18 protein-coding genes, 1 other RNA gene and 1 pseudogene are annotated in these 18,433 nt (G+C 67.3%); 5 read left to right on the plus strand and 15 right to left on the minus strand.

All coding sequences use genetic code 11. From position 1 onward, the window contains the following. Positions 1-80: 80 nt before the first annotated feature. Positions 81-1,172, minus strand: a complete 1,092-nt coding sequence (locus WME82_RS33580) for an esterase/lipase family protein (protein WP_438038629.1) — start codon at positions 1,170-1,172, stop codon at positions 81-83. Between the two features lie 321 nt (positions 1,173-1,493). Here WME82_RS33580 and WME82_RS33585 point away from each other — a divergent pair, with 321 nt between their 5' ends. Next, entirely contained in the window at positions 1,494-2,279 is a 786-nt protein-coding gene (locus WME82_RS33585; RefSeq protein WP_438038630.1) for a hypothetical protein, read from the plus strand. A 223-nt stretch (positions 2,280-2,502) separates the two neighbouring features. Here WME82_RS33585 and WME82_RS33590 read toward each other — a convergent pair whose 3' ends face one another. Then, positions 2,503-2,793, minus strand: a complete 291-nt coding sequence (locus tag WME82_RS33590) for an oxidative damage protection protein (RefSeq protein ID WP_272095228.1) — start codon at positions 2,791-2,793, stop codon at positions 2,503-2,505. 430 nt (positions 2,794-3,223) lie between these two features. Between WME82_RS33590 and ssrA the strand changes: the two genes are divergently transcribed. Beyond that, positions 3,224-3,568: a transfer-messenger RNA gene (gene ssrA, locus WME82_RS33595) on the plus strand. 124 nt (positions 3,569-3,692) lie between these two features. Here the strand turns inward: ssrA and WME82_RS33600 are convergent. From WME82_RS33600 to WME82_RS33645, 10 genes and pseudogenes are all read right to left on the minus strand, one after another. Then, positions 3,693-4,772, minus strand: a pseudogene (locus WME82_RS33600) (tyrosine-type recombinase/integrase); the annotation flags it as partial. Positions 4,773-4,808: 36 nt separating this feature from the next. Then, a complete protein-coding gene (locus tag WME82_RS33605; RefSeq protein WP_438038631.1) occupies positions 4,809-5,444 on the minus strand; it encodes a helix-turn-helix domain-containing protein in 636 nt (211 codons plus the stop codon). Between the two features lie 50 nt (positions 5,445-5,494). Continuing rightward, entirely contained in the window at positions 5,495-6,199 is a 705-nt protein-coding gene (locus WME82_RS33610; protein ID WP_438038632.1) for a recombinase family protein, read from the minus strand. Positions 6,200-6,230: 31 nt separating this feature from the next. Further along, positions 6,231-6,779, minus strand: a complete 549-nt coding sequence (locus tag WME82_RS33615; protein WP_438038633.1) for a crossover junction endodeoxyribonuclease RuvC — start codon at positions 6,777-6,779, stop codon at positions 6,231-6,233. Positions 6,780-6,931: 152 nt separating this feature from the next. Then, positions 6,932-8,203 carry a hypothetical protein gene (locus WME82_RS33620; protein WP_438038634.1) on the minus strand — a complete coding sequence of 424 codons (1,272 nt, stop codon included), beginning with the start codon at positions 8,201-8,203 and terminating at the stop codon, positions 6,932-6,934. 81 nt (positions 8,204-8,284) lie between these two features. Beyond that, on the minus strand, positions 8,285-8,797 hold the full coding sequence (locus WME82_RS33625; RefSeq protein WP_438038635.1) for a hypothetical protein: 513 nt from the start codon (positions 8,795-8,797) through the stop codon (positions 8,285-8,287). Next, positions 8,794-9,000, minus strand: a complete 207-nt coding sequence (locus WME82_RS33630) for a ribbon-helix-helix domain-containing protein (RefSeq protein WP_438032498.1) — start codon at positions 8,998-9,000, stop codon at positions 8,794-8,796. The genes WME82_RS33625 and WME82_RS33630 overlap by 4 nt, the downstream gene beginning before the upstream one ends. A 143-nt stretch (positions 9,001-9,143) precedes the next feature. Continuing rightward, entirely contained in the window at positions 9,144-10,019 is an 876-nt protein-coding gene (locus WME82_RS33635; protein ID WP_438038636.1) for a hypothetical protein, read from the minus strand. 235 nt (positions 10,020-10,254) lie between these two features. Continuing rightward, positions 10,255-10,497 carry a hypothetical protein gene (locus tag WME82_RS33640; protein ID WP_437331193.1) on the minus strand — a complete coding sequence of 81 codons (243 nt, stop codon included), beginning with the start codon at positions 10,495-10,497 and terminating at the stop codon, positions 10,255-10,257. Next, positions 10,494-11,054 carry an RNA polymerase sigma factor gene (locus WME82_RS33645; protein WP_438038637.1) on the minus strand — a complete coding sequence of 187 codons (561 nt, stop codon included), beginning with the start codon at positions 11,052-11,054 and terminating at the stop codon, positions 10,494-10,496. The genes WME82_RS33640 and WME82_RS33645 overlap by 4 nt, the downstream gene beginning before the upstream one ends. 749 nt (positions 11,055-11,803) lie before the next feature. On the opposite strand from WME82_RS33645, the gene WME82_RS33650 reads away from it, so the two are divergent. Both WME82_RS33650 and WME82_RS33655 read left to right on the plus strand, forming a co-directional pair. Further along, positions 11,804-12,937 (plus strand): AAA family ATPase, encoded by a 1,134-nt coding sequence (locus WME82_RS33650; RefSeq protein WP_438038638.1) that lies wholly within the window; start codon positions 11,804-11,806, stop codon positions 12,935-12,937. Beyond that, complete coding sequence (locus tag WME82_RS33655; RefSeq protein WP_438038639.1) at positions 12,934-13,641, plus strand: DUF3226 domain-containing protein; 708 nt, start codon at positions 12,934-12,936, stop codon at positions 13,639-13,641. Before WME82_RS33650 ends, WME82_RS33655 begins: the two co-directional genes overlap by 4 nt. Before the next feature lie 200 nt (positions 13,642-13,841). On the opposite strand, the gene WME82_RS33660 is transcribed toward WME82_RS33655, so the two are convergent. Beyond that, positions 13,842-14,078: a hypothetical protein gene (locus tag WME82_RS33660; RefSeq protein ID WP_438044955.1), complete on the minus strand. Its 237-nt coding sequence runs from the start codon at positions 14,076-14,078 to the stop codon at positions 13,842-13,844. A 1,285-nt stretch (positions 14,079-15,363) separates the two neighbouring features. On the opposite strand from WME82_RS33660, the gene WME82_RS33665 reads away from it, so the two are divergent. Then, positions 15,364-15,879 (plus strand): hypothetical protein, encoded by a 516-nt coding sequence (locus WME82_RS33665; RefSeq protein WP_438038640.1) that lies wholly within the window; start codon positions 15,364-15,366, stop codon positions 15,877-15,879. A gap of 246 nt (positions 15,880-16,125) precedes the next feature. Here WME82_RS33665 and WME82_RS33670 read toward each other — a convergent pair whose 3' ends face one another. Next, positions 16,126-17,142, minus strand: coding sequence for a hypothetical protein (locus WME82_RS33670; RefSeq protein WP_438038641.1), 1,017 nt, complete (start codon positions 17,140-17,142; stop codon positions 16,126-16,128). 232 nt (positions 17,143-17,374) lie between these two features. Further along, positions 17,375-18,367, minus strand: coding sequence for a GlxA family transcriptional regulator (locus WME82_RS33675; protein WP_438038642.1), 993 nt, complete (start codon positions 18,365-18,367; stop codon positions 17,375-17,377). Positions 18,368-18,433: the final 66 nt, after the last annotated feature.

Genomic DNA, 18,433 nt, shown 5'->3' on the forward strand with positions numbered 1-18,433 from the left:
GGAGAGGGCGCCGCTCGGGGGCGGTTTTCAGCGAATCGAGCGCGGGCGAGCGCGGGTGCGCGCGGGCGATGGCGGGCTCGTCAAAAGCCTTCTTGCCGGAGCCGCGCGATCACGGAGCGGTAGAAATCGATATAGAGCCAGGGGTTCCCGTCGCCCGGACTCTGTCCGAAGAGCTGGCCTATCTCGTCGAAATGGTCGGCCGGGATACAGCCCCAGAAGTCCCCCCACCGCGCGTCCCGCGCGCGCACCAGGCCGTCGTTCGGGAACGACTCGCCGATGCCCCCGTCAAGCAGGGTCTCGGTCAGCGACAGCAGCGGGTGGACCGGATCGAGGCCGTCGTCGAACTGAGCGACGAAGGGCGCGGGGGTGAGCGTCGTGCAGTCCCTGCCGCCGCGCGCGCGGTTCGTCCGCCCGCCGAAGGAGGCATAGAACACCCCGGGAGAATCGGTGAACCTCGCGTTGAACTCCGCGATGCCGGGCGTCGAGAACTGCTCGAGCGCCGCGAAGACGCTCGTCTCGTTGCCTATCTGATCGTAGAGCGGCGCGCCGATCGCGTTGATGAGATCGTCCAGGATGTCCTGCAGGCGCTCGTGGGCGACGAGCTCGAGCGCCACGTCGGCGACCTTCGAGCCCAGGTGGGGTGTGGCGACGGTGACGATGGAGGCGACGAGATCGGGCCGATCGTGCGCCACCACGCGTGCGTCGAGCCCCCCCTGCGAGTGGGCGATGATGTTCACCTTCTCGTGGCCTGTCGCGTCCAGGATCTGCTCGATCCGCGCGAGCAGCTGCGCGCCGCGGACCTCGGAGCTGTTGAACGGGTCGACGGCGGGCGTGAAGACCGTCTCGCCGCTCTCGGCGAGGGCCTCTTTGAGGTTGTAAAAGTAGCTGACGTACCCCGCGCCCGCGAAGTCCTCGAATCCGAAGAAGCCGTGAGCGAGCACGATGGGATACGGCGGGCCGAGCTTCCCTGAAGGCCAGCCGCCGCCATTGCCGCCCGGGTCGTCCGGTGAGCCCGACGAGCTCGCCCAGACGCCCGAGGCGGAGCCGCCCCCCGCGCCCGTGAGCACTTCGCCGGTGCTCGCCGGCGGATCGAACTGCTCCCCGGCCGCGCTGCAGCCCGCGAGGAGCGCACAGGAGACGACCATCGCACACCCGACGAGACCAGCGATCACCCACTGTCGCATTGACGAGCCCCCGTGTGAGACTTGCACTTACGCGAACCACCAACAGGCGATGACGAGGATGCTTACGAAGAAAGATCCAGCACGACCACCTCCTGCCGGAATCAGCTCAGACTCTGCTGATGGGATGCTGATGTCAAGCGCTGTCGGAAATTTGAACCATTCGTGGTGTGCAGCGCATTGCGTCGCGGGCGGCGGCGGGCCTCCTGTCAATGCACCAAGTGTTTTGACGCCGTGTTGGCGCATTGCGTCGCGGGTCGGCGTTATTTTTCCATGCGGAGGGGCGGGCTGGCTCCGGTAGGTTCGTGGGCCATGCGATCTGTCCAGAGCTCGTTTGCGCTTGTCCTGGTGGGTACCCTGGCCGCTTGCGGTGGCGCGGCGCCTCCTCCGTCAGAGCCGGATCGTGCGGAGGCCGAGGTGGCTGCTGCGGCGCCGGCCGCGAAGGAGGGCGGCGAGGCGGCGGAGGGTGAAGGTGGGAAGAAGGAGGAGGACGCGGCGGCGGAAGCGTCACGGCAGATCCCGACGACGTGCGAGCAGCGGGGCAACGAGTGTTTGCCGCCGGTGGCGTTCGTGAAGCGGCTCTGCAGCGGGTTCCATCCGGACGTGGCGCTCACCCTGTTCGCGAAGGGGTCGCCGTTCACGCGCGGGTACCTGACGCGGGACACCGACGCGGTGAACGCCTCTGGCGGGTCGTCCTCGAACGACAAGCTGGTCTTCGATGAGGAGGTGCTGATCCTCTATCACCGGGAGCCGGAGACGGGGGGCATGGTCGTGAGCGGCGCCGGGGGCGGATACGAGGTCCTGCGATGGGACGGGACGTGCGCCACGCTGATGGCGGAGGAGGTCCGGCAGCACGTGCCGCCGAAGCCGAAGTTCGCGGCGATCCCGTGGAAGAGCCTCGATCAGAAGACGCGCGACGCGTTCCTGGCCGACGAGAAGACGGGCAAGCTCATCATCGAGCGGAAGAGAGAGTGCAAGGGCGCGACGATGGGGGCGGTCACCGCGAAGTGCGAGAAGGTCGACAAGCAGATGGCGGCGGCGCTGATCGAGTACGTGCGCGGCGGAGGGGCGCTGCCGGCGCCGGGTCCGCTGCCCTGAGGGGCGGAGGGGGCGACCCTGGCGTGAACCAAGATCGCGCTACATTCTCCTACATTCGAACGTTTACGTGGTCGTGGTCGTGGTCGTGGTCGTCAACGATAGGCCGTGAACGACCACGACCACGACCACGACCACGTTCACGTCTACGTCCACGTTCACGACCACGTTCGTGACCGGGGGCGGGTGGGACCGCTGCCGGGCAGAGCCGCGGGGGTCGGGTCGGCTACTCCGGCTTGTCCTTGGGCGCCACGTAGTCGGGCGGAAGCTGCGCAGCCTCGTTCCCGCCGGTGAAGAAGTACTTGTCGAGCTCGGTCATCCAGATCCGCTGGCCGGCCTCGGAGATGAGGTCGAGGCGGTACTCGTTGATGAGCATCTTCGAGTGCTCGAGCCACATCCGCCACGCCTCCTTCGAGACGTTGTCGAAAATCCGCTTGCCCAGCTCGCCCTTCAGCGGGGGCTTCTCCAGCCCCTCCGCCTCACGGCCGAGCTTCACGCACTGGACCATCCTCGCCATAAGTTGCCCGACTCCTTTTCCTTTTCGCGGGCTTCTTAGCCGAGCCGCGAGGAGCCGTCGAGAGCGCGAGGCGTGCCGGCGAGGTCAGCGGGGGGGCGGCCTGGTAGCTGAGCCGCGAGGAGCCGTCGAGCGAGGCAGGCACGCAGGCGAGGTCAGCGAGTGGCCAACCAGATAGGGGGCCCGACCAGACCAGGCGGGCGGGCGGACGGACGGGCGGGTGGCACCAGGTTGAGGCACGTGGAAACGGGCAAGGCCGGCGGAGGCCCGTAGGGGCAGCAGCAGGCAGGAAAGCCGGAAGAATCGGACGAAGCGGACCCCGACCGGCGCACGGCGCCGTCCGCGACGGCGTCAGCGACGGAACGATCTGGCGCCGAGGGGTTGACGGCGGCACGGTTTCTAGCAATATTCGGTCCGTCTGAACGAACCACGAGGGGGCGATCGGCTTCGACGTGGGGACTGAAGGTCTGTCTGCGTGCTGGCGGCTCCTGCTCCGCCTATCAAGCGGGACGTTACAAGTGCGAACGACAACGCATACGCTGTCGCGGCCTAATAACCGCTAAGCCATCCGAGGAGAAGGTCGTCCTAGTACTCTAAGGGTGTCAACCACAGGGCTGGGTCGCGTGAGGACGCCCTCGATAACGCGGCCGAGATTCAGTGAGGGATAGGTCGTAGCCGAATCTACGAACGCCGTCGCCGGCGCATGGCGACTACGCACGTGAACGAAGGTAGACTGGATGCCTTGCGGACCCGGGTTCGATTCCCGGCGCCTCCACCATGATTCCGCGCACTTGCGCGCTTTCCGGACGATTCCCAGACGAAACACCACCCTCCCACAGTGAGAGAGGTAGCCGCGGAAAGACGTCGCCGAACCCCGCGCGGACGGCTTCGGCCTCGCGGATGTAGCCCTGCGTCGTCTGGAAACCGGCATGGCCGGCGCGCTGCATGATCTTGAGCGGGTCGTCCCCCCGGATGGCAAGCCAGGTGATGCCGGTGGCGCGGAGGTCGTGCCAGGTCATGTTCTTCCGCGTCGCGTCCGCCGCGAAGAGCTCGGACCGGTCCAGCCGCGCCGCGGTCATGAGCCCGCGCAGGGCGCGTGCCAGGTGGCGATCGTCGGGGAGCCGGATGATGCGGCCCCGGCCGCCTGACTCGGCGTGCATGGCGCGTAGGAGGGGCATCAAGGCCGGCTCGATGGTGAAGCGGCGGGTGTTGCCCGTCTTGGTCGATTTGGCGCCGCCCTCGCGGTCCAAGCTGCGATGCACGTGGACGATGCCGCGCTCGAGATCGATGTCGTCCCACGTCAGGGCGCGGAGCTCGCTCGCCCGCACATAGAGGTAGGTCGCGAGCGCCACGGCGCGGCGCGACTCGATCGAGATGTTCGGGCTCGACACGAGCGGCAGGAACTCCGACGGGTAGAGGTACGCCTTCGCCTTCTTGATGCCCCGGTCCGGCCCGCGCACCTCCGCGGCCGGATTGCTGGAGAGGACGCGCAGCGAGAGCGTCTTGGCGTTGCAGGCGTCATCGAACAGCTTGGAAACGAGCCCCCATGTGTTCACCGCGGTTTTCCACGACTGCTCGCCGGCTCGCACCGAGGTATCGAGATGTTCGATGAACGCCTCGACATCACGCCGCGTCACGCCGGTTATCGGCTTGTCGCCCAATTGAGGAAACAGCCACTTCCGCAGACGTCCGAGGTCGCCCGCCGCAGACGTCAGACCCCGCTCTTCTCGCACCGCGGTCCAGCGCTCGACCCACGCGGCCACGGTCTCACCCGCGGGAGCCGCTGCGGTGCGGCCCCGCCGCGGCTTGGTGGCGCCCTCGGCGCGGGCGAGCTCCGCGAGGCGCTTGGCGCGGTCGCGGGCGCGAGCTTCCGAGAGGCCAGGGGGCATGCAGACCCGCGGCCGCGAGCCATCGGCCAGCGTGAAACGCGCATCGTAGTGGTCGCGGTGGCGCTCGATCGTTCCGGTGGGAGGTCGGGGCATGCGTCGGTGTCTCCGTCAGGGCGCGGCAGGCGCGGTCTACTTCTGCTTCGCCTCCCACGCGCGCAGGGCGTGGGCGAGGGCTGCCACCTTCTCGGGGGGCAACGGCGGCTTCGTGGCGTTCTGCGTGTGAAAGCGGCTGATCTGGGACCGCTCGACACCGGAGAGCTTCGCCAGCTGGGCTTGGGTAAGGCCCCGCTCGAAACAGCGGGCCATGAGCTCGCGGACGTCGCTCTCGTTGCTCTCGCGAGCGGGAGAGCGCGCGGGCGCGGGGTCTGCGGCAGGCTGGCGCAGCGTCGAGATCAAGCCCTTGATGACCGACGACCGCGACACCTTGTCCGCGAGGCCGGGTGGCGCGATAGCGCGCTGGCGCTCGACCTCGGCATCCACGGTCTCGACCTCTCCCGGGGTGAGCCGGACGTGGACCATGACACCGGCGACGGTGCTGCGGTCTTCCTTCGGGGGGCGGCCCATGCGTGCCATGCTCTTGATCCTTTCCTTCACGGCTTCGTCGACCTCTCGACGCTCTTCTCCGGAGACGATGCGAACGATCGCGCAGAACCGCGGCCAGGGCTGCGCGAGCGCCCACGCGCGGAAAGCGCCGGGCGGGTCCGCGTGCTTCAGGATCTTCTGGCAGAGCTCGCGGGTCGCCGGGTCGGGGTTCGGCTCGGCCAAGGCATGCCGAACCGCTGCGCTACCCCATATCTTGCACGCGATGGAGAAACTCACTCTCTCGACCTCGCGAGCACCTTTCGCACGGTTTCAGCCGCCCAGCTACCGCCCCGCTTCGTCCGATACCCCTCGTCGGTCAGGGTCGCGGCGATCTCGCGCAGCGAGAGGCCATCGGCGCGGAGCGCGAGGATCCGATCGACCGTCGCAGCTTCATCCTGCACGCGGGCGATGATGCGCCGGCCGTCCGCATCGGTCTCCCCGGTGTGAACCCACCCGAGCGCCGCTCCGCCGAGCCGCACGCCATCGGCGCGGAGCTGGGCCAGCGCATCGCGCGTGCGCTCGGCGGTCGCTTCGCGCTCCCACTGCGAGACCGACGCGAGGACGTTCAGCACGAGGCGACCCGCGGCAGAGCGCGTGTCGATCGAATCGGCGACCGACAGGAGCGAGAAACGATCGGCGAAGTAGCCGGCGATCAACGTGTCGAGGTCGCGCACGCTGCGCGTGAGGCGATCGAGCTTCGCCACGAGCAGGGCGGAAGCCTGGCCAGCGTCGAGCATGCCGAGGGCGCGTTGCAGGCCGGGGCGGTCGAGCGTCTTGGCGCTGACGCCGGGGTCTTCGATGATGTCCACGAGGTCGAGATCCATGGCCGTCGCGTAGGCTTCGAGCTTCGTCCGCTGCGCCGCGAGGCTCACGCCGCCGTCCGCCTGATGCTCGGTCGAGACCCGCACGTAACCGATCGCCCTCGTCCGCTCGCCCATGTATACATTATGTATCTCAATATGTATTCGGTCAAGGGGGATTGCGATCGAGCTCCGCCGACATCACCCACGACTGCGACGCGGGCGCGGACGCCTCCTCGCGGATCGTGCTCCACGCGACCGCAGCGGCGTCCCGTGCATGCTCGCTCGACCGGGCGGGCCAGCCGACGACCCGCGCACGGACGGCAGCGGCGAGCGCGCTGTCCCCTGCTCTCGCGCATCCCAGGGCCGAGCGCACCGCCTGGAGCGTCGCGGTGCGGACGATGAGCCCGCGAGCCGCCGCGAGCCCGGCGAGCTCGGCTCCGACCCACGAGGCGCCACAGAGCTCGCTGGCCATCGCGGGGCCGAACCGCGGGCGGGGGAAGACCCGGACGACGCGCTCGACGGCGACCAGCGCGGGGCGGTAGCGCGAGAGCAGCGCCCCCGCGGCCGCGCGCAGGGCCTCGAGTCCTGGATCGCCCGCGAGGTCGACGGGAAGCACACCGGAGCCGACGTGCCGCGCGCCTGCCGCGTCCACGTCGAGCGCCGCCCATCCGACGCGGGCAGCGCCAGGGTCGAACCCGAGCACGATGGTTTCCATCGGGAAAGCCTCACGTCGCCCGCACGCGGCATGCCGGCCCGCGCTGATTTACTTGCGAGTAAATCAGCGCGGGCCGGCATGCCGCGTGCTGGGGGACGTCGGAAGAACAATGTCCTAGCGCCGCCCTGTCAAGATATTTCGCGTACGAAGAATCAGGCGCCATCGTAGCCTCGTGGATCGAAGCGGCGGCGCGCCCCGTTCGCGTTCCGCTCCGCCTCGCCGCCATGGGCCTGCATGGGCCTGGAAGCCGACGGCGGCGAGCACGCGGGGCCCTGGCTCGCTGCCAGCGTCGCGAGCCGAGCACGACGAGCGCCGGGGCTCGGCGGGGCAGGAACGCCGTTCCGCGCCACGCCGATCTCGACCACCGTCCCCCGCGGCGCCGCTCCGTTGGCGCTGAGGAGCCGTCCGAGCGCGTCATGGGCGATGCGCGCCGTCCCGATGTCGCCCGCCGCGTGCGCCTCGACCATTCCTTGAATCAAGTGTTCGGCCATCATCACCCGCGGATTGGCCTGCTTCATACGACCTCGGTCCAATCCACGCGGCTCCGCTGTCTCCGAGGTGGCGCCGCTCGGCGCTCGGCGTAAGCGCACGGCGGGGCACGCTCCGCGTTGCGTGAAAACGGCTTCCTGTAGGACTGCCCAGCGTGGATCCGTCTTGCAGCGCTCTCTGCGCGTTGCGGTTTCGAGGGCGACGAGACGCAGCGTCTTGCGGGTGAACCGCTGCCATACGGCATCCAGGCGTTCGGGCAGAGTCGACGGCGTACGTAGGCCGAGCTCGGCCAGATGCCGGCCGCGGGGGCGAAACTCTGCACGCCATATCTGCCCCTGCCCGTCCCATCCGTGCGCGATCCACCCCGTGCGCTCCATCGCGGCGCGGGCCGGATCGCGCCTCAGACGGAGCTCGCCCGTCTTGTCGTAGAGCACGAAGGCTAGATTTCGCCGATCGCCTATCTGCAAGCCCGTGAACATGGGGCTGCTGCGCGTCCGCCGTGCGTCGGTCCGCCAGCTGCTCATGCGGCGCAGCCGGCCGACGAACGCCTCCCGATCGGCCTCGCTGAACGTCGTGCCTGCGACATCAACGCAGAGATCGAGCTCTTGGACCTGGCCTACTGGTGCCTTGGAGCCGGGGGCGGCGAAGTGCGCGGCGATCGTGTCGGCGTGGTTCACGGCTTCCGCCAAGGGACGCGACGCGAGGAACGGAACCGCCAGATCCACGACGATGTCACCCTCCCCGACGAAGATCCGGCCGCTCGGACCGACCGCGGAGAACGGTTTCCCCCGCCTGCCCTGCCGCTCGACCGCGAAGCGCTCGCCCGCGATCACGACGCACGCCCCGCCGCTGCGCGCTTCCAACATGGCGCGCGCCAGCTCTTGCAGCGCCGCGGGGCAGACGCGCATCGGGTAGCGGATCGCCAGCGCATCCACCCGTGCCCCGACGACGTAGGGGCTGCTCCCGGCGTGCGGGGCGGTGGTGTTTGAACACCCCTTCATAAGGCTGCCGTCCGGTCACCTTCGGCCAGCGCGGCGGTTCGCCGGTGGGAGCTGAAGACCCGCGTCGATGAGCAGCGCGCGATCGTCGTCTGCTTCGTCTACGGGCTTGCATTCGCGAGGCACGGTCTTCCGGCTCTCGATCCAGGTTTCGACGTCGGTCCAGAGCGCCCAGACTTCCTTTCCGCGTTTGAACGTGGGGAAATTCTTGCGGCGCCCGGCGTCCAGAAACGCCCGGGCGGAGCCGAGCGGGTTCGTCTTCGAGCTCGCATAGCGCGGCATCCGCTGCGCGATGACCCCGCCCGCCTCGAGCGCGTCCGCCTGCGCGCGCAGTGTGCGGGCCTGCACGTCGAGCGCGTCCGCCTGCGCGCGCAGTGTGCGGGCTTGCACATCGAGCACGTCCGCCTGCGCGCGCAGTGTGCGGGCTTGGACGTCGAGCGCGTCCGCCTGCGCGCGCAGTGTGCGGGCTTGCATACTGAGTGCATCGGCCTGTGCGCGCAGCAACGCCACGACGTCCACCGCGGCCTTCACGACGAACGCTCCTGTGTCGACTGGGCGCGCTCGATCTGCGCCAAGCGAAGGCGAAGCCCCTGCTCTGCGATCCGGCACTGCGGGATCCCCGTTTCTTCGGAGATGACGCGGAGCCGTTCTCGAACATCGACGGGGAGACTGAGATTTGTGGGGGCGCGGTTCGCCTTCGTCCGCGGTCCGCGAGCAGGTGCGTGCTGGTCCATGCGCAAGACCGTGCCTCGCGGTGGTTCGTCCCGCTAGAAACTGCCCCCCACCGAGGGCATGCGGGGCACCTGCTGCCCCCCACGGGGGGGATGCGGGGCACCTGCTGTCCCCCACGGGGGGGATGCGGGGCACCCTCTTGACATCATCGCGAGCGCGGCTTGTGGTCGAGGAACTTGAAGGCTCTGCGGATTTCTGAACGGCTTTTTCCGGAGAGCTCGAGCTCTTCGCGCAGCAGCCGTTCGGCGATCGTTTGCCCCAATGATTCCGAATGCTCGCCCGAGAGCGTCTCGCTAACCGCGAGCAGCGCTTCGCGCACACGAACCACGATCTGAGCCTGCCGCTCGAAGACGTCTGGATCCCTTGAAAGGCTCGGGATCGAAGGGAAGTTGTGGGCCATACACGAAGTAATTTGAGTGGCCATGCCTTCGAGCGTAACCGTGTTCGCTCTGAATTTTTCGATCTCGACCCGGATCAGGCTCGCGAGCATGTAAAAGCCACCAGACAGCCGCGAGATATCAAGCGGACGCCCCATTGCATCTTCAAGCGGTAGAAACCCATAACGGCCAGCTGAACCGCGAGGAGGGCGAAGACGGTCGCGTGCCCACTTGTCCGGCTCGCGCAGCGCTGCATGGTCGCCCTTCTCCACGGCGTCGCACACCGCATGAAGGATGTGCATCACGGGCACTGCGTCTTGGTTGGCATGCTGGATCGCGAGCTCGTAGAACTCCCGTGTAAGTCTCTTCAGATCGGCCATTGCTGGATGCAAGGCGGGTCGGGCTTGGATACGCAGTTCGTTTCCGTCGGACGTCTGCCCGACGATCGCGGGCAGATCCGCCACGAGTTCGCCGGCGGCCTCCGCCTCTGTCGATGCCGTGAGCCTCGCAAGCGCCCACGTCTCGACCTCCTCGGGATCGTCCGAGCGGATCTCTTCTGGGCCGACTCGGTGCCGCTTCACCTTGCCGTCGCCGTGCCCGCCTGCCTTGCTCCTGCCTTCGCTTGCGCGTACCTTCTTAGCCACAGTCACCTCGCGCGTGATTGCCCGCGGCCGGGAGGCTCCACCCTCGCCGGCCGCATCCTTTCGAGCCTACAGCATGTGGGAGTGATCTCAGGGCCGCACGGCCGGGGAGCGATCGAACCGCCGGTGTCGTCGGCGGTGGCGATGCTGAGGCCGACGGGCTGCGCCGCGCTTCGCCAGGCGTGCGTGGGGGCGAGGCTCCGCGTAGCTCGCCCGGCATGCGCCGCCCGTGGAGCGCCTACCTGTCGTGCCGCACGAAGTGCCGCTCGATGGCGTCGAGGATCTGCAAGGCGCCGCGCGCTTCGGCGACGGCCTCGCGGTCCGCGCGAGTCGTCGCGCTCATCTGAGCGGCAAGCACGGCGGCCCAGAGCCGGTCATGGTCCCAGGGGTGGATGACGTACGGATCAAGGGCGCGCGCCCGCTCCGCGAGGTAGGTGAGGTCCTCCTCGGTCAGCACGCGACGTGTCTCACGGTCGTTCATCGCCTCCACCTCCGCAGCTTCAGCGCCAGCGCCTCGCGAGCGATCCGCAACCGCGACGCCGCGGTGCTCGGGTTCATCCGGCGGCGCTTCGCGTACTGGACGAGCGACTCTGGCGAGTCGACGGAGAGCAACGCGTCCCGCTGCCAGTCCGGAAGCTCGCCCATGGCGTCCAGCACCTCGCGCGCCTCGATCTGGGCGTGCATGTCGACGCCGACGGGCTCGCGCAGCAGCCCGAGTGGCGACGGGTGGAGCACGGCGCGGCGCGCCCACGCGCTGTGGACGTAGTGCGAGGCGAGGCGCCAGGCGATGCCATGGAGCCACTTGCGGAGCGCGTCCCTGGGCTTGTCCCGCGGGTCTGGTCTGTAGAGCCCACGGCGGACGGCGTTCCAGGCGTTGAGCAACACCTCGGCCTCCACGTCGCGGCGGTCGCGCCGCGGGATGCCAGCGAGCGTCGCCAGGACGATGCCGCGCTCGGCAAGGATCTCCTCGATGCTCGGTCGCTTCCTGGGGTGTCGTGCGGCAGGCGGGCGTCCGGCCCCCTTCCGCCGGGGCTTCACGCGCGCCTCCTGTGGTCCTCGTGGGGGAACCGCGGGCCGGCGGGCCCGTCTGCGGAACAGGAAGCGGACGGGCGAGCGGCCCGTCCTGAAGGCGGATCGGTTCCTTGGCCCGCCGGGGGGCGTAAGTATACAACGGACATGTCGGACCTCGCGCTATCGGGGTTCGGCCACGCCGCCCGGGGTGTTACCAGCACCCGCGGGCGGCACTTTGCTTGTCCGGCGAGCTTACGTGGTCAGCACGAGAAGGGCAATCGATACCCACACTCGGAGGCAACCGAATCGTGCCGTCCGGGTTTCTGTCAACGAGACGGTCGTCTCGTTGTCAGTCTTCGCGAACGTTCTGGACTCCAAGCATGACGGCAGCAGGCTCCGCGGGGGTTGCTGATGAACCGCCCTCGCCGGGTCTCCGAAGCGGCCGCCTTTCTTCGGAGATGCGCATATAGGTCGCGGACGTCGCTGCCTATTCATGGGCATACGCAGATATGCCGCGGTGCCTCGCCGCCTACATGCTATAACCCGCCGCTAGTCCCTGCGACGCAACTGATTGCGACGTTGGGTTGCCGTGGTACGCCGAGCCGGGCGCCTCCCCTCTTGTCGCGCCTCCCTATCCGCCTCCCTCGCTGCGACCAGCCGCGCCCGACCTTCTGGTTCCCACGGGGCCCTCTGGTTCCGGGGGCAGATCGTGCAGGTGGAGGCGCTGGTTCGAACGTCTTGGTGCAAACGCAAGCCCGACGTGCTAGCTTCGCCACGTGTTGCGCACCCTCAAGATCGAGAATTTTCGAACTTTTCCGCGATTTTCGATGGAAGGGCTCGGTCGCATCAACCTGTGCGTAGGGACCAACAACTGCGGGAAAACGTCCGTCCTCGAAGCGATCAGCATCCTCACAGCGCGAGGACGTCCCGAGGTCGTCTGGCAAGTACTCTCTCGTCGCGGCGAGCGTTGGTACGATGACAGAGGCCCAGGCCGCATTGAAGTAGATGTTTGTCATCTCTTCTATGGTCACGAACTCGATCCCAATGCTGCATTCGCAATAACAGCGCGTAGCGACTCGGGCGCACAGAGTGTGCAGGCGACGCTTGTCGAGCGCGGCCCCGAGGCGACGGATGCTCAAGAGCGAATATCATCAACGCAAGCTTCGCTTTTTGAACCAGGCGAGTCCGAGATCTCTGTGCCTGGGCGACTAGCTCTACGTCTTCAATGGGATGGTCCTACGCCATTGGAACAACAATTGACGATCAGCCGACGAGGTGGCATTACGTCAGAGGCGCTGGAGCGGCCTGGGCGGCGACGCGAGGACGACGCTCCTCCGGCGCGCTTCATCACGACTGAGGCGCTGTCGCGGGATGAGGTCGTTGCCCTTTTTGAGGCTATTGTACTAACCCCCGAAGAAGAAAACGTAATTGAAGCGCTGAAGACGATTGAGCCGGCTATCGAGCGCATCGCCCCCATCGGCACCGATCGACGCCGATACTTTGTGGCTGATCGTGGAGGAATTGTTGTAAAGCTGGCCAATAGCAAACAGCGAATCCCAATCGGAAGCATGGGTGACGGAATTTGGCGCATGCTTGGCATCGCGGTTTCGCTTGCAAAGGCACGCGGCGGTATCTTGCTGGTGGATGAGATTGACACGGGACTCCACTATACTGTCATGGCCGACATGTGGAAGCTGGTCCGCGACACTGCTGCACGACTCGATGTTCAGGTCTTTGCAACAACGCATAGCCGAGATTGTTATGAGAGCCTGGCGGCCATCTCACGCTCCGATGTCGGGACAAATGGAGACGTCTCAATACAGCGCATCGAACGCGGGAAATCGTCGTCCATTTCATTCTCTGAGCGCGACATCGTGATCGCTGCTGACCGCGGGATCGAGGTTCGATGAGCCGGGTGGCGAAGCGCGTGTTGCTCGTTGAGGGGCAAGAGGACCTGCGTGTCGTTCCGTGGCTGATCGAGGGCGCAGGCGTGCCATGGGGCCCTAAAAATGCGCCGATCGTCTCCATTTTTCAGTACGACGGAGTTGAGAATCTCCTGGCAGCGGGTGAAATAGAGGCTCAAATGAAGGCCTCAGGGCTGGTTGCTCTTGGCGTGATGATCGACGCGGACATGAACGCTGCCGACCGCTGGACGCGGATTAGAGCTCGCATTGCCGACGCGTACCCGAGTGCTCCAGAAACGTTACCGGCGGAGGGGGTCGTCCTGAAAGATGATAAAGATGCCGCCGCTCCTGCCTTTGGAGCATGGATCATGCCGGACAACGTCAATCGTGGGATGCTTGAAACGTTCCTACTCTATCTTCGGCCCACCGACAACCAGCCCCTCCTAGACCTCTCGGCCAAGGTCGTCGATGAGGCGTGCACTCAGGGCGCTCCATTCTCCAAGGACCATCGAGATAAGGCGCAGATCCACTCATGGCTTGCATGGCAGAATCCGCCTGGGAGGCAGTTACACAATGCCATCATGGAGCGGATGCTCTCAGGGTCGAGCCCATGTTTATCCATGTTTGTTCGATGGTTTTGTCGTCTATACGACGTTGCGCCCCCCGCGCCGCCTGCACCCTCCGCGCCGCCTGAGACGACACCGTGTTAGCTGTGCTTCGTGATGCAGCCCAACTGGGGCTTGCAGGCGACGGCGCCGTGCGCCGCACCTGAAACCCCAGTCCTTAGGCCGCTTACGCGCCGGAGTGCTCGACCTCCTTGTCTCTGCTGCAGCGAGCAGCCGCCCGATGGTCTCGTGGGCGATGCGAGCCACCTCGATGTCACCCGCGGCGAGCGCCGCTCCGGCCGGCGCTACCCGCCGCGGCGAACGCGCTCGGCGGCGAGGTCAATGACGCCGGCAGCATCGGCTTCCGCCGCGCCGAGCAGCCGCCCGATGGTCTCGTAGGCGATGCGCGCCGCCTCCACGTCGCCCGCCGCGAGCGCCTCCCTCATGCCTTCCGCGAGCTGGCGGAGCAGCACCGTCCGCGGGTCCTCCGGTTTCGTCCGGGATTCGTCCGGCTCACGAGGTTTCGCGCACTTAGCCGCCATCGTCGGCACGCTTGCCGCTCCCGTCGCATGCGGAAACCTACGCGATCCCTGCGGATCCCCACCCTCGGCAGGCGTTTCGATTCCCGGCGCCTCCACCAAGAAGACACGGCGAGAGCCGTGTCTTTTTTCTTTTGTGTGCCCTGCGTGTGACCTGACAAATTTCGGTAGGGTCTGGGCGGGGCTGGACGGTGTGAGGCAGGGCACCGGCAGCGGGTAGCCATAGCCGAACGGGCGGAACGGAACGGGGCGGGATGGCCGACTGGGGGCCCGCGATCAGATCCCGGATCCGCCCTGCTGGAAACCGGGACCAGTGGAGCAGGACCGGATATAGGTGGACCGGCGGCGACCCCGATCTCCCGACCCACCCGAGACGAGTCTGCCGAGCGGGCTCTTCTTGACACGGGACGGTATCTCCGCTGACCTCGCAGAGGGAGTTGGCCATGGGGTGGATCGAGCGGCAAAGCGGACCGGAGAGACGCTCTCTCGGCGCGGACCGCACCCGTCGGCGCGTGGGGTTGCGCCACCTGGTCTTCTGTCAACGAGATGCTCGTCTCGTTGTCAATCTTCGCGCGCCGGGGTCGGCGATACTGGACGCGGGGCGCCAGGGCGGCTCACTCGGAAAAGCGGAGTGTCTCGACCGCGACGCCGCCCTCGCCCCAGATAGCAGGATCCGCGGGGTTGCCGATGCCCCGCCCTCGCCGGGTCTCCGCAGCGGCGGCCTATCTTCGGAGATGCGCAGACAGGTCGCGGAAGTCGCTGCCTATTCACGGGAATACGCAGGTATGCCGCGGAGCGTCGCGACCTATTCGCGGGAATACGGAGATTGGCCGCGGCGCCTCGCCGCCTTCATACTATAACCCGCCGCTAGGCCCTGCGACGCAACTGATTGCGACGTTAGCCGACGGACGCACATCCGAGACAAATATGTCCGAGCCTCTCTTCAACGACGCTCTCTGGTTCACAATGGGCACGCACTGCCCAGGAAGGCACTACGTGCTGGGAAACCCGCACACATTTCCGGGCCGGATGATGGCGTGGTGCCCAGCGAAGCGGAAGAGCTTTTTCTTTTCTCTGAGCGATGTCGACGAAGCAGCGAGCGCGGCTAGAGCATGGATGTCGGGGTTCCTCGCAGGCAACGAACCGCCCCCACCTTGTGGCCGTGATGGACAGGTCGACTTCGGCAGTGACGAGTACAAGCGATGGCGCCGGCGAGCGGACGAGTTTAGGCGCACCGGCCACTGGTCCCCAGAGGAATGACCAACGAGGCCATAGCTTGAGAGCAACCATGGTCACCCTTCACGAAGCTCAGGACGTCGCTCAGCGGTATGCCGAGCAGAGGAAAGCGGTCTGGTTCAACAATTCCGTCATTGACAGAGCCACATATTGGTTCTTTGCTGTTGGACATATTGGGTCGCAGGGCGTCATCGTCGACAAGGCGGATGGTCGTCTCCACGTCCTAGGATCCGCCTTGTCACTAGAGGACTGCTTTTGGGCACATGAGCACGGGTTCTCGCCCGAGTTCGTCGCGCTGCGCATCACCCGCGTGCACGACCGCGAGCACACCATCGAGCTGCTCCTCCACATCATTGAGGAGGGGCCGCCACGACTTCCCAATCCAAACCCAAAGCGCGCTTGGCTTGCGGAGCGTATTGACCAGCTGCCGTGCGAGTTCCTCCCGCAGCGCCTGAGGCTCTCAGTTCCGGCGCTACGACGCGCGGCTGAGCAGGGCTGGTTCGAGTATCAGGCGGTAGATCCATCCACGGAGGCAACTCCGCTTCCCCTTTCTGGCGGGGTCGGCTAACAAGCGGGTGCTGCCGGCCGCGCTTCGCGCGGCGGCAGCACCCGCAGGGCGTTAGGCCGCTTACGCGCCGGAGTGCTCGACCTCCTTGTCTCTGCTGCAGCGAGCAGCCGCCCGATGGTCTCGTGGGCGACGCGAGCCGCCTCGACGTCGCCCGCGGCGAGCGCCGCTCCCGCCGGCGCTACCCGCCGCGGCGAACGCGCTCGGCGGACATCGGCTTGCCGTACAATGCGAGAGCGGGCGCAGGGCTCACTCCAGGATTATTTCCCCGCCCGCTCCATTTCCAGTCGCGTACGAGTCGGACTGAAGATGTATGCGCCAGCCGTCGACGTCGAGATCGGCAAACGCGTGGATCGACACCTTCATGCGGAGCGAGCGCCCCGCCTGAAGGTTTGCCAGCATCGCAGCCGGCACGATCGCCTGCCCCTGTTCGGCTGGGTAAAAGCAGTCGACCGACCTCGAAGACTCTCCAAGGCTCACCCACACAAGCCCGAAACTGCCGCCGCTCCAGATGACAGACAAATCGCTGGACCTATCCAGGCGGGTCGAAGAGGATGGGTTGAGAGCTGGTTCACTGACGTCGATCGGCGCGACCGCCGGCAACATCATGGCGAAGGGTGGCACTTCGTCGCCTTCGGCTGCCACCGATATAATTTCTCCACCGCTCCAGAACACTTGTCCTTGAAGCATGGAACTACTAGCGAACTCGCCTTCAGGAGGAGGCAGCGTGACCGATGTGCCGCCTATTGTCACGGTCAACGGACCCGCCGTCCGATTGCGGTAAGTGCCGGACGAAGCGCACGGCGTGTTGATGTAGCAGCTGCCGAACCTTTGCTGGCATGTTGAGGGGTCCGAAGGAGGAGTGATCAGCTCTCGAAACATCGCCGTCATGGTGAAGTCTCCGCCTGTCCGTTCGGATACCCAGATGTGGCCCTGCAGCGGAAACAGCTCCGTGCCATCGGAGCCGCCACCCCCGCCCGGCGCATCTGCACCTGCGCCGCTGCCTCCCGCTCCGCCGCCCGCTCCTCCCACGCCGTTCGTGTCTTCGCCGCCCGTGCCGCCCGTGCCGCCGATGCCGCCCGTGCCGCCGATGCCGCCCGTGCCGCCATTCCCTCCCGCGCTACTCGTGGCGCCGACGGCCTCCGAGCCGGACGCCGCTGACCCGGCTAGTACTTCTTGCTGGAAATCATCTACGCAACCGGCGAGCAGGAAATGTGTACACACGACAAATGCGCTTACTCGTGTGACATCAGAAATGCCGAACATAAAGCGACTCTCCTGCGCCGCGTGACAGCGACGTCCACCATGGTTATCACATAACGTGCCCCCCGATCCCGGGAGGAGGCCGAGCTGGCAGATGCTGCTGCGGGTACCGCCGATCGCGCCGCCGGGAGACGCGACGATCTTCGGGGTGAAGGGGGCGAGAGAGCGGCTGCAGCGGCTCGGGTGGAAGGGCGCCTGACCGGGAGGGCGCGGGGCGCCTCGCCCGATCCAGCGCTCACAAAGCGCTCGACTTCACGCTCGCCCCCCGGCGTCCGTTCGCCTTGATCGGCGCGGCGCGGAAGGCGCGGCGGTACGCCTGCGGGCTCGTGGTCACGAGCCGCTGGAAGTGCTCGCGAAAGGCCGTCGGCGAGCCGAACCCGACCCTCGCCGCGATCGACTCCACCGAGTGCCCCGTCGTTTCGAGCAGCTGCTGCGCGCGGCGCACGCGGGCCCGGAGCAGCCATTGGAGCGGCGTGGTGCCGGTCTGCTCGCGGAAGCGGCGGCTCAGCGTGCGCACGCTGAGGGCCGCGCGCCGCGCGATGTCCTCGAGCGTGAGCGGCTTGTCGAGGCTCTCCTCGATCCACCGCAGCAGCGGCTCGAGCGACGAGCCGTCCGGCGCGGGCGGTTCGTGGAGGATGAACTGCGACTGCCCCCCGTCGCGCTCGAGCGGCATCACCGAGAGCCGCGCCGTGTCCGCGGCCACGGCCGAGCCGTAGTCGAGCCGCACCATGTGGAGGCAGAGGTCGAGCGCCGCCGCGGCGCCCGCCGACGTCAGAAACTGCCCCTCATCCACGTAGAGCACCTTCGGGTCGACGCGAATGGCCGGGTGGCGGCGCGCGAGCTCGTCCGTCGCGAGCCAGTGGGTCGTGGCGCGGCGCCCGTCGAGCAGCCCGGTCGCGGCGAGGAGGAACGCCCCGGTGCAGATGGAGGCGACGCGGGCGCCCGAGGCCGCCGCGGCGCGGACCGCGTGCAAGAGCGCCTCCGGGACCACGACGCTCGCCTCGGCCACGCCCGGAAGGATGATGGTGTCCGCTCGCGCCAGCTCGTCGAGGCCGCAGCGCACCCGGAGATCGAACGCTCCGGCGCTCACCTCGCGCGTCACCCCGCAAACACGGACTTGATACCCGGCCCGACCCCCGGGCAGCCGGACACGCCCGAACACCTCGCAGGGCGTCGACAGGTCGAAGGGGATGACCCCGTCCATCACGACCACAGCCACGACGTGCATGGCTGAAAGATGCTTGATCATCCACTTCATGCCAACGGTTTCATGATCCGGCGCGGGTCCGGGACG

Origin of the sequence: Sorangium sp. So ce128, assembly GCF_051525245.1 — a bacterium.
GTDB classification, from domain to species: Bacteria; Myxococcota_A; Polyangia; order Polyangiales; family Polyangiaceae; genus Sorangium; species Sorangium cellulosum_B.

What these genes read in the sequence shown, in the direction of transcription:
- WME82_RS33585 (WP_438038630.1), top strand. Translation starts at nt 1,494, where the DNA reads ATGCGATCTGTCCAGAGCTCGTTTGCGCTTGTCCTGGTGGGTACCCTG.
- WME82_RS33590 (WP_272095228.1), bottom strand. Translation starts at nt 2,793, where the DNA reads ATGGCGAGGATGGTCCAGTGCGTGAAGCTCGGCCGTGAGGCGGAGGGG.
- WME82_RS33610 (WP_438038632.1), bottom strand. Translation starts at nt 6,199, where the DNA reads ATGGGCGAGCGGACGAGGGCGATCGGTTACGTGCGGGTCTCGACCGAG.
- WME82_RS33615 (WP_438038633.1), bottom strand. Translation starts at nt 6,779, where the DNA reads ATGGAAACCATCGTGCTCGGGTTCGACCCTGGCGCTGCCCGCGTCGGA.
- WME82_RS33630 (WP_438032498.1), bottom strand. Translation starts at nt 9,000, where the DNA reads ATGGACCAGCACGCACCTGCTCGCGGACCGCGGACGAAGGCGAACCGC.
- WME82_RS33640 (WP_437331193.1), bottom strand. Translation starts at nt 10,497, where the DNA reads ATGAACGACCGTGAGACACGTCGCGTGCTGACCGAGGAGGACCTCACC.
- WME82_RS33655 (WP_438038639.1), top strand. Translation starts at nt 12,934, where the DNA reads ATGAGCCGGGTGGCGAAGCGCGTGTTGCTCGTTGAGGGGCAAGAGGAC.
- WME82_RS33660 (WP_438044955.1), bottom strand. Translation starts at nt 14,078, where the DNA reads ATGGCGGCTAAGTGCGCGAAACCTCGTGAGCCGGACGAATCCCGGACG.
- WME82_RS33665 (WP_438038640.1), top strand. Translation starts at nt 15,364, where the DNA reads ATGGTCACCCTTCACGAAGCTCAGGACGTCGCTCAGCGGTATGCCGAG.
- WME82_RS33670 (WP_438038641.1), bottom strand. Translation starts at nt 17,142, where the DNA reads ATGTTCGGCATTTCTGATGTCACACGAGTAAGCGCATTTGTCGTGTGT.
- WME82_RS33675 (WP_438038642.1), bottom strand. Translation starts at nt 18,367, where the DNA reads ATGCACGTCGTGGCTGTGGTCGTGATGGACGGGGTCATCCCCTTCGAC.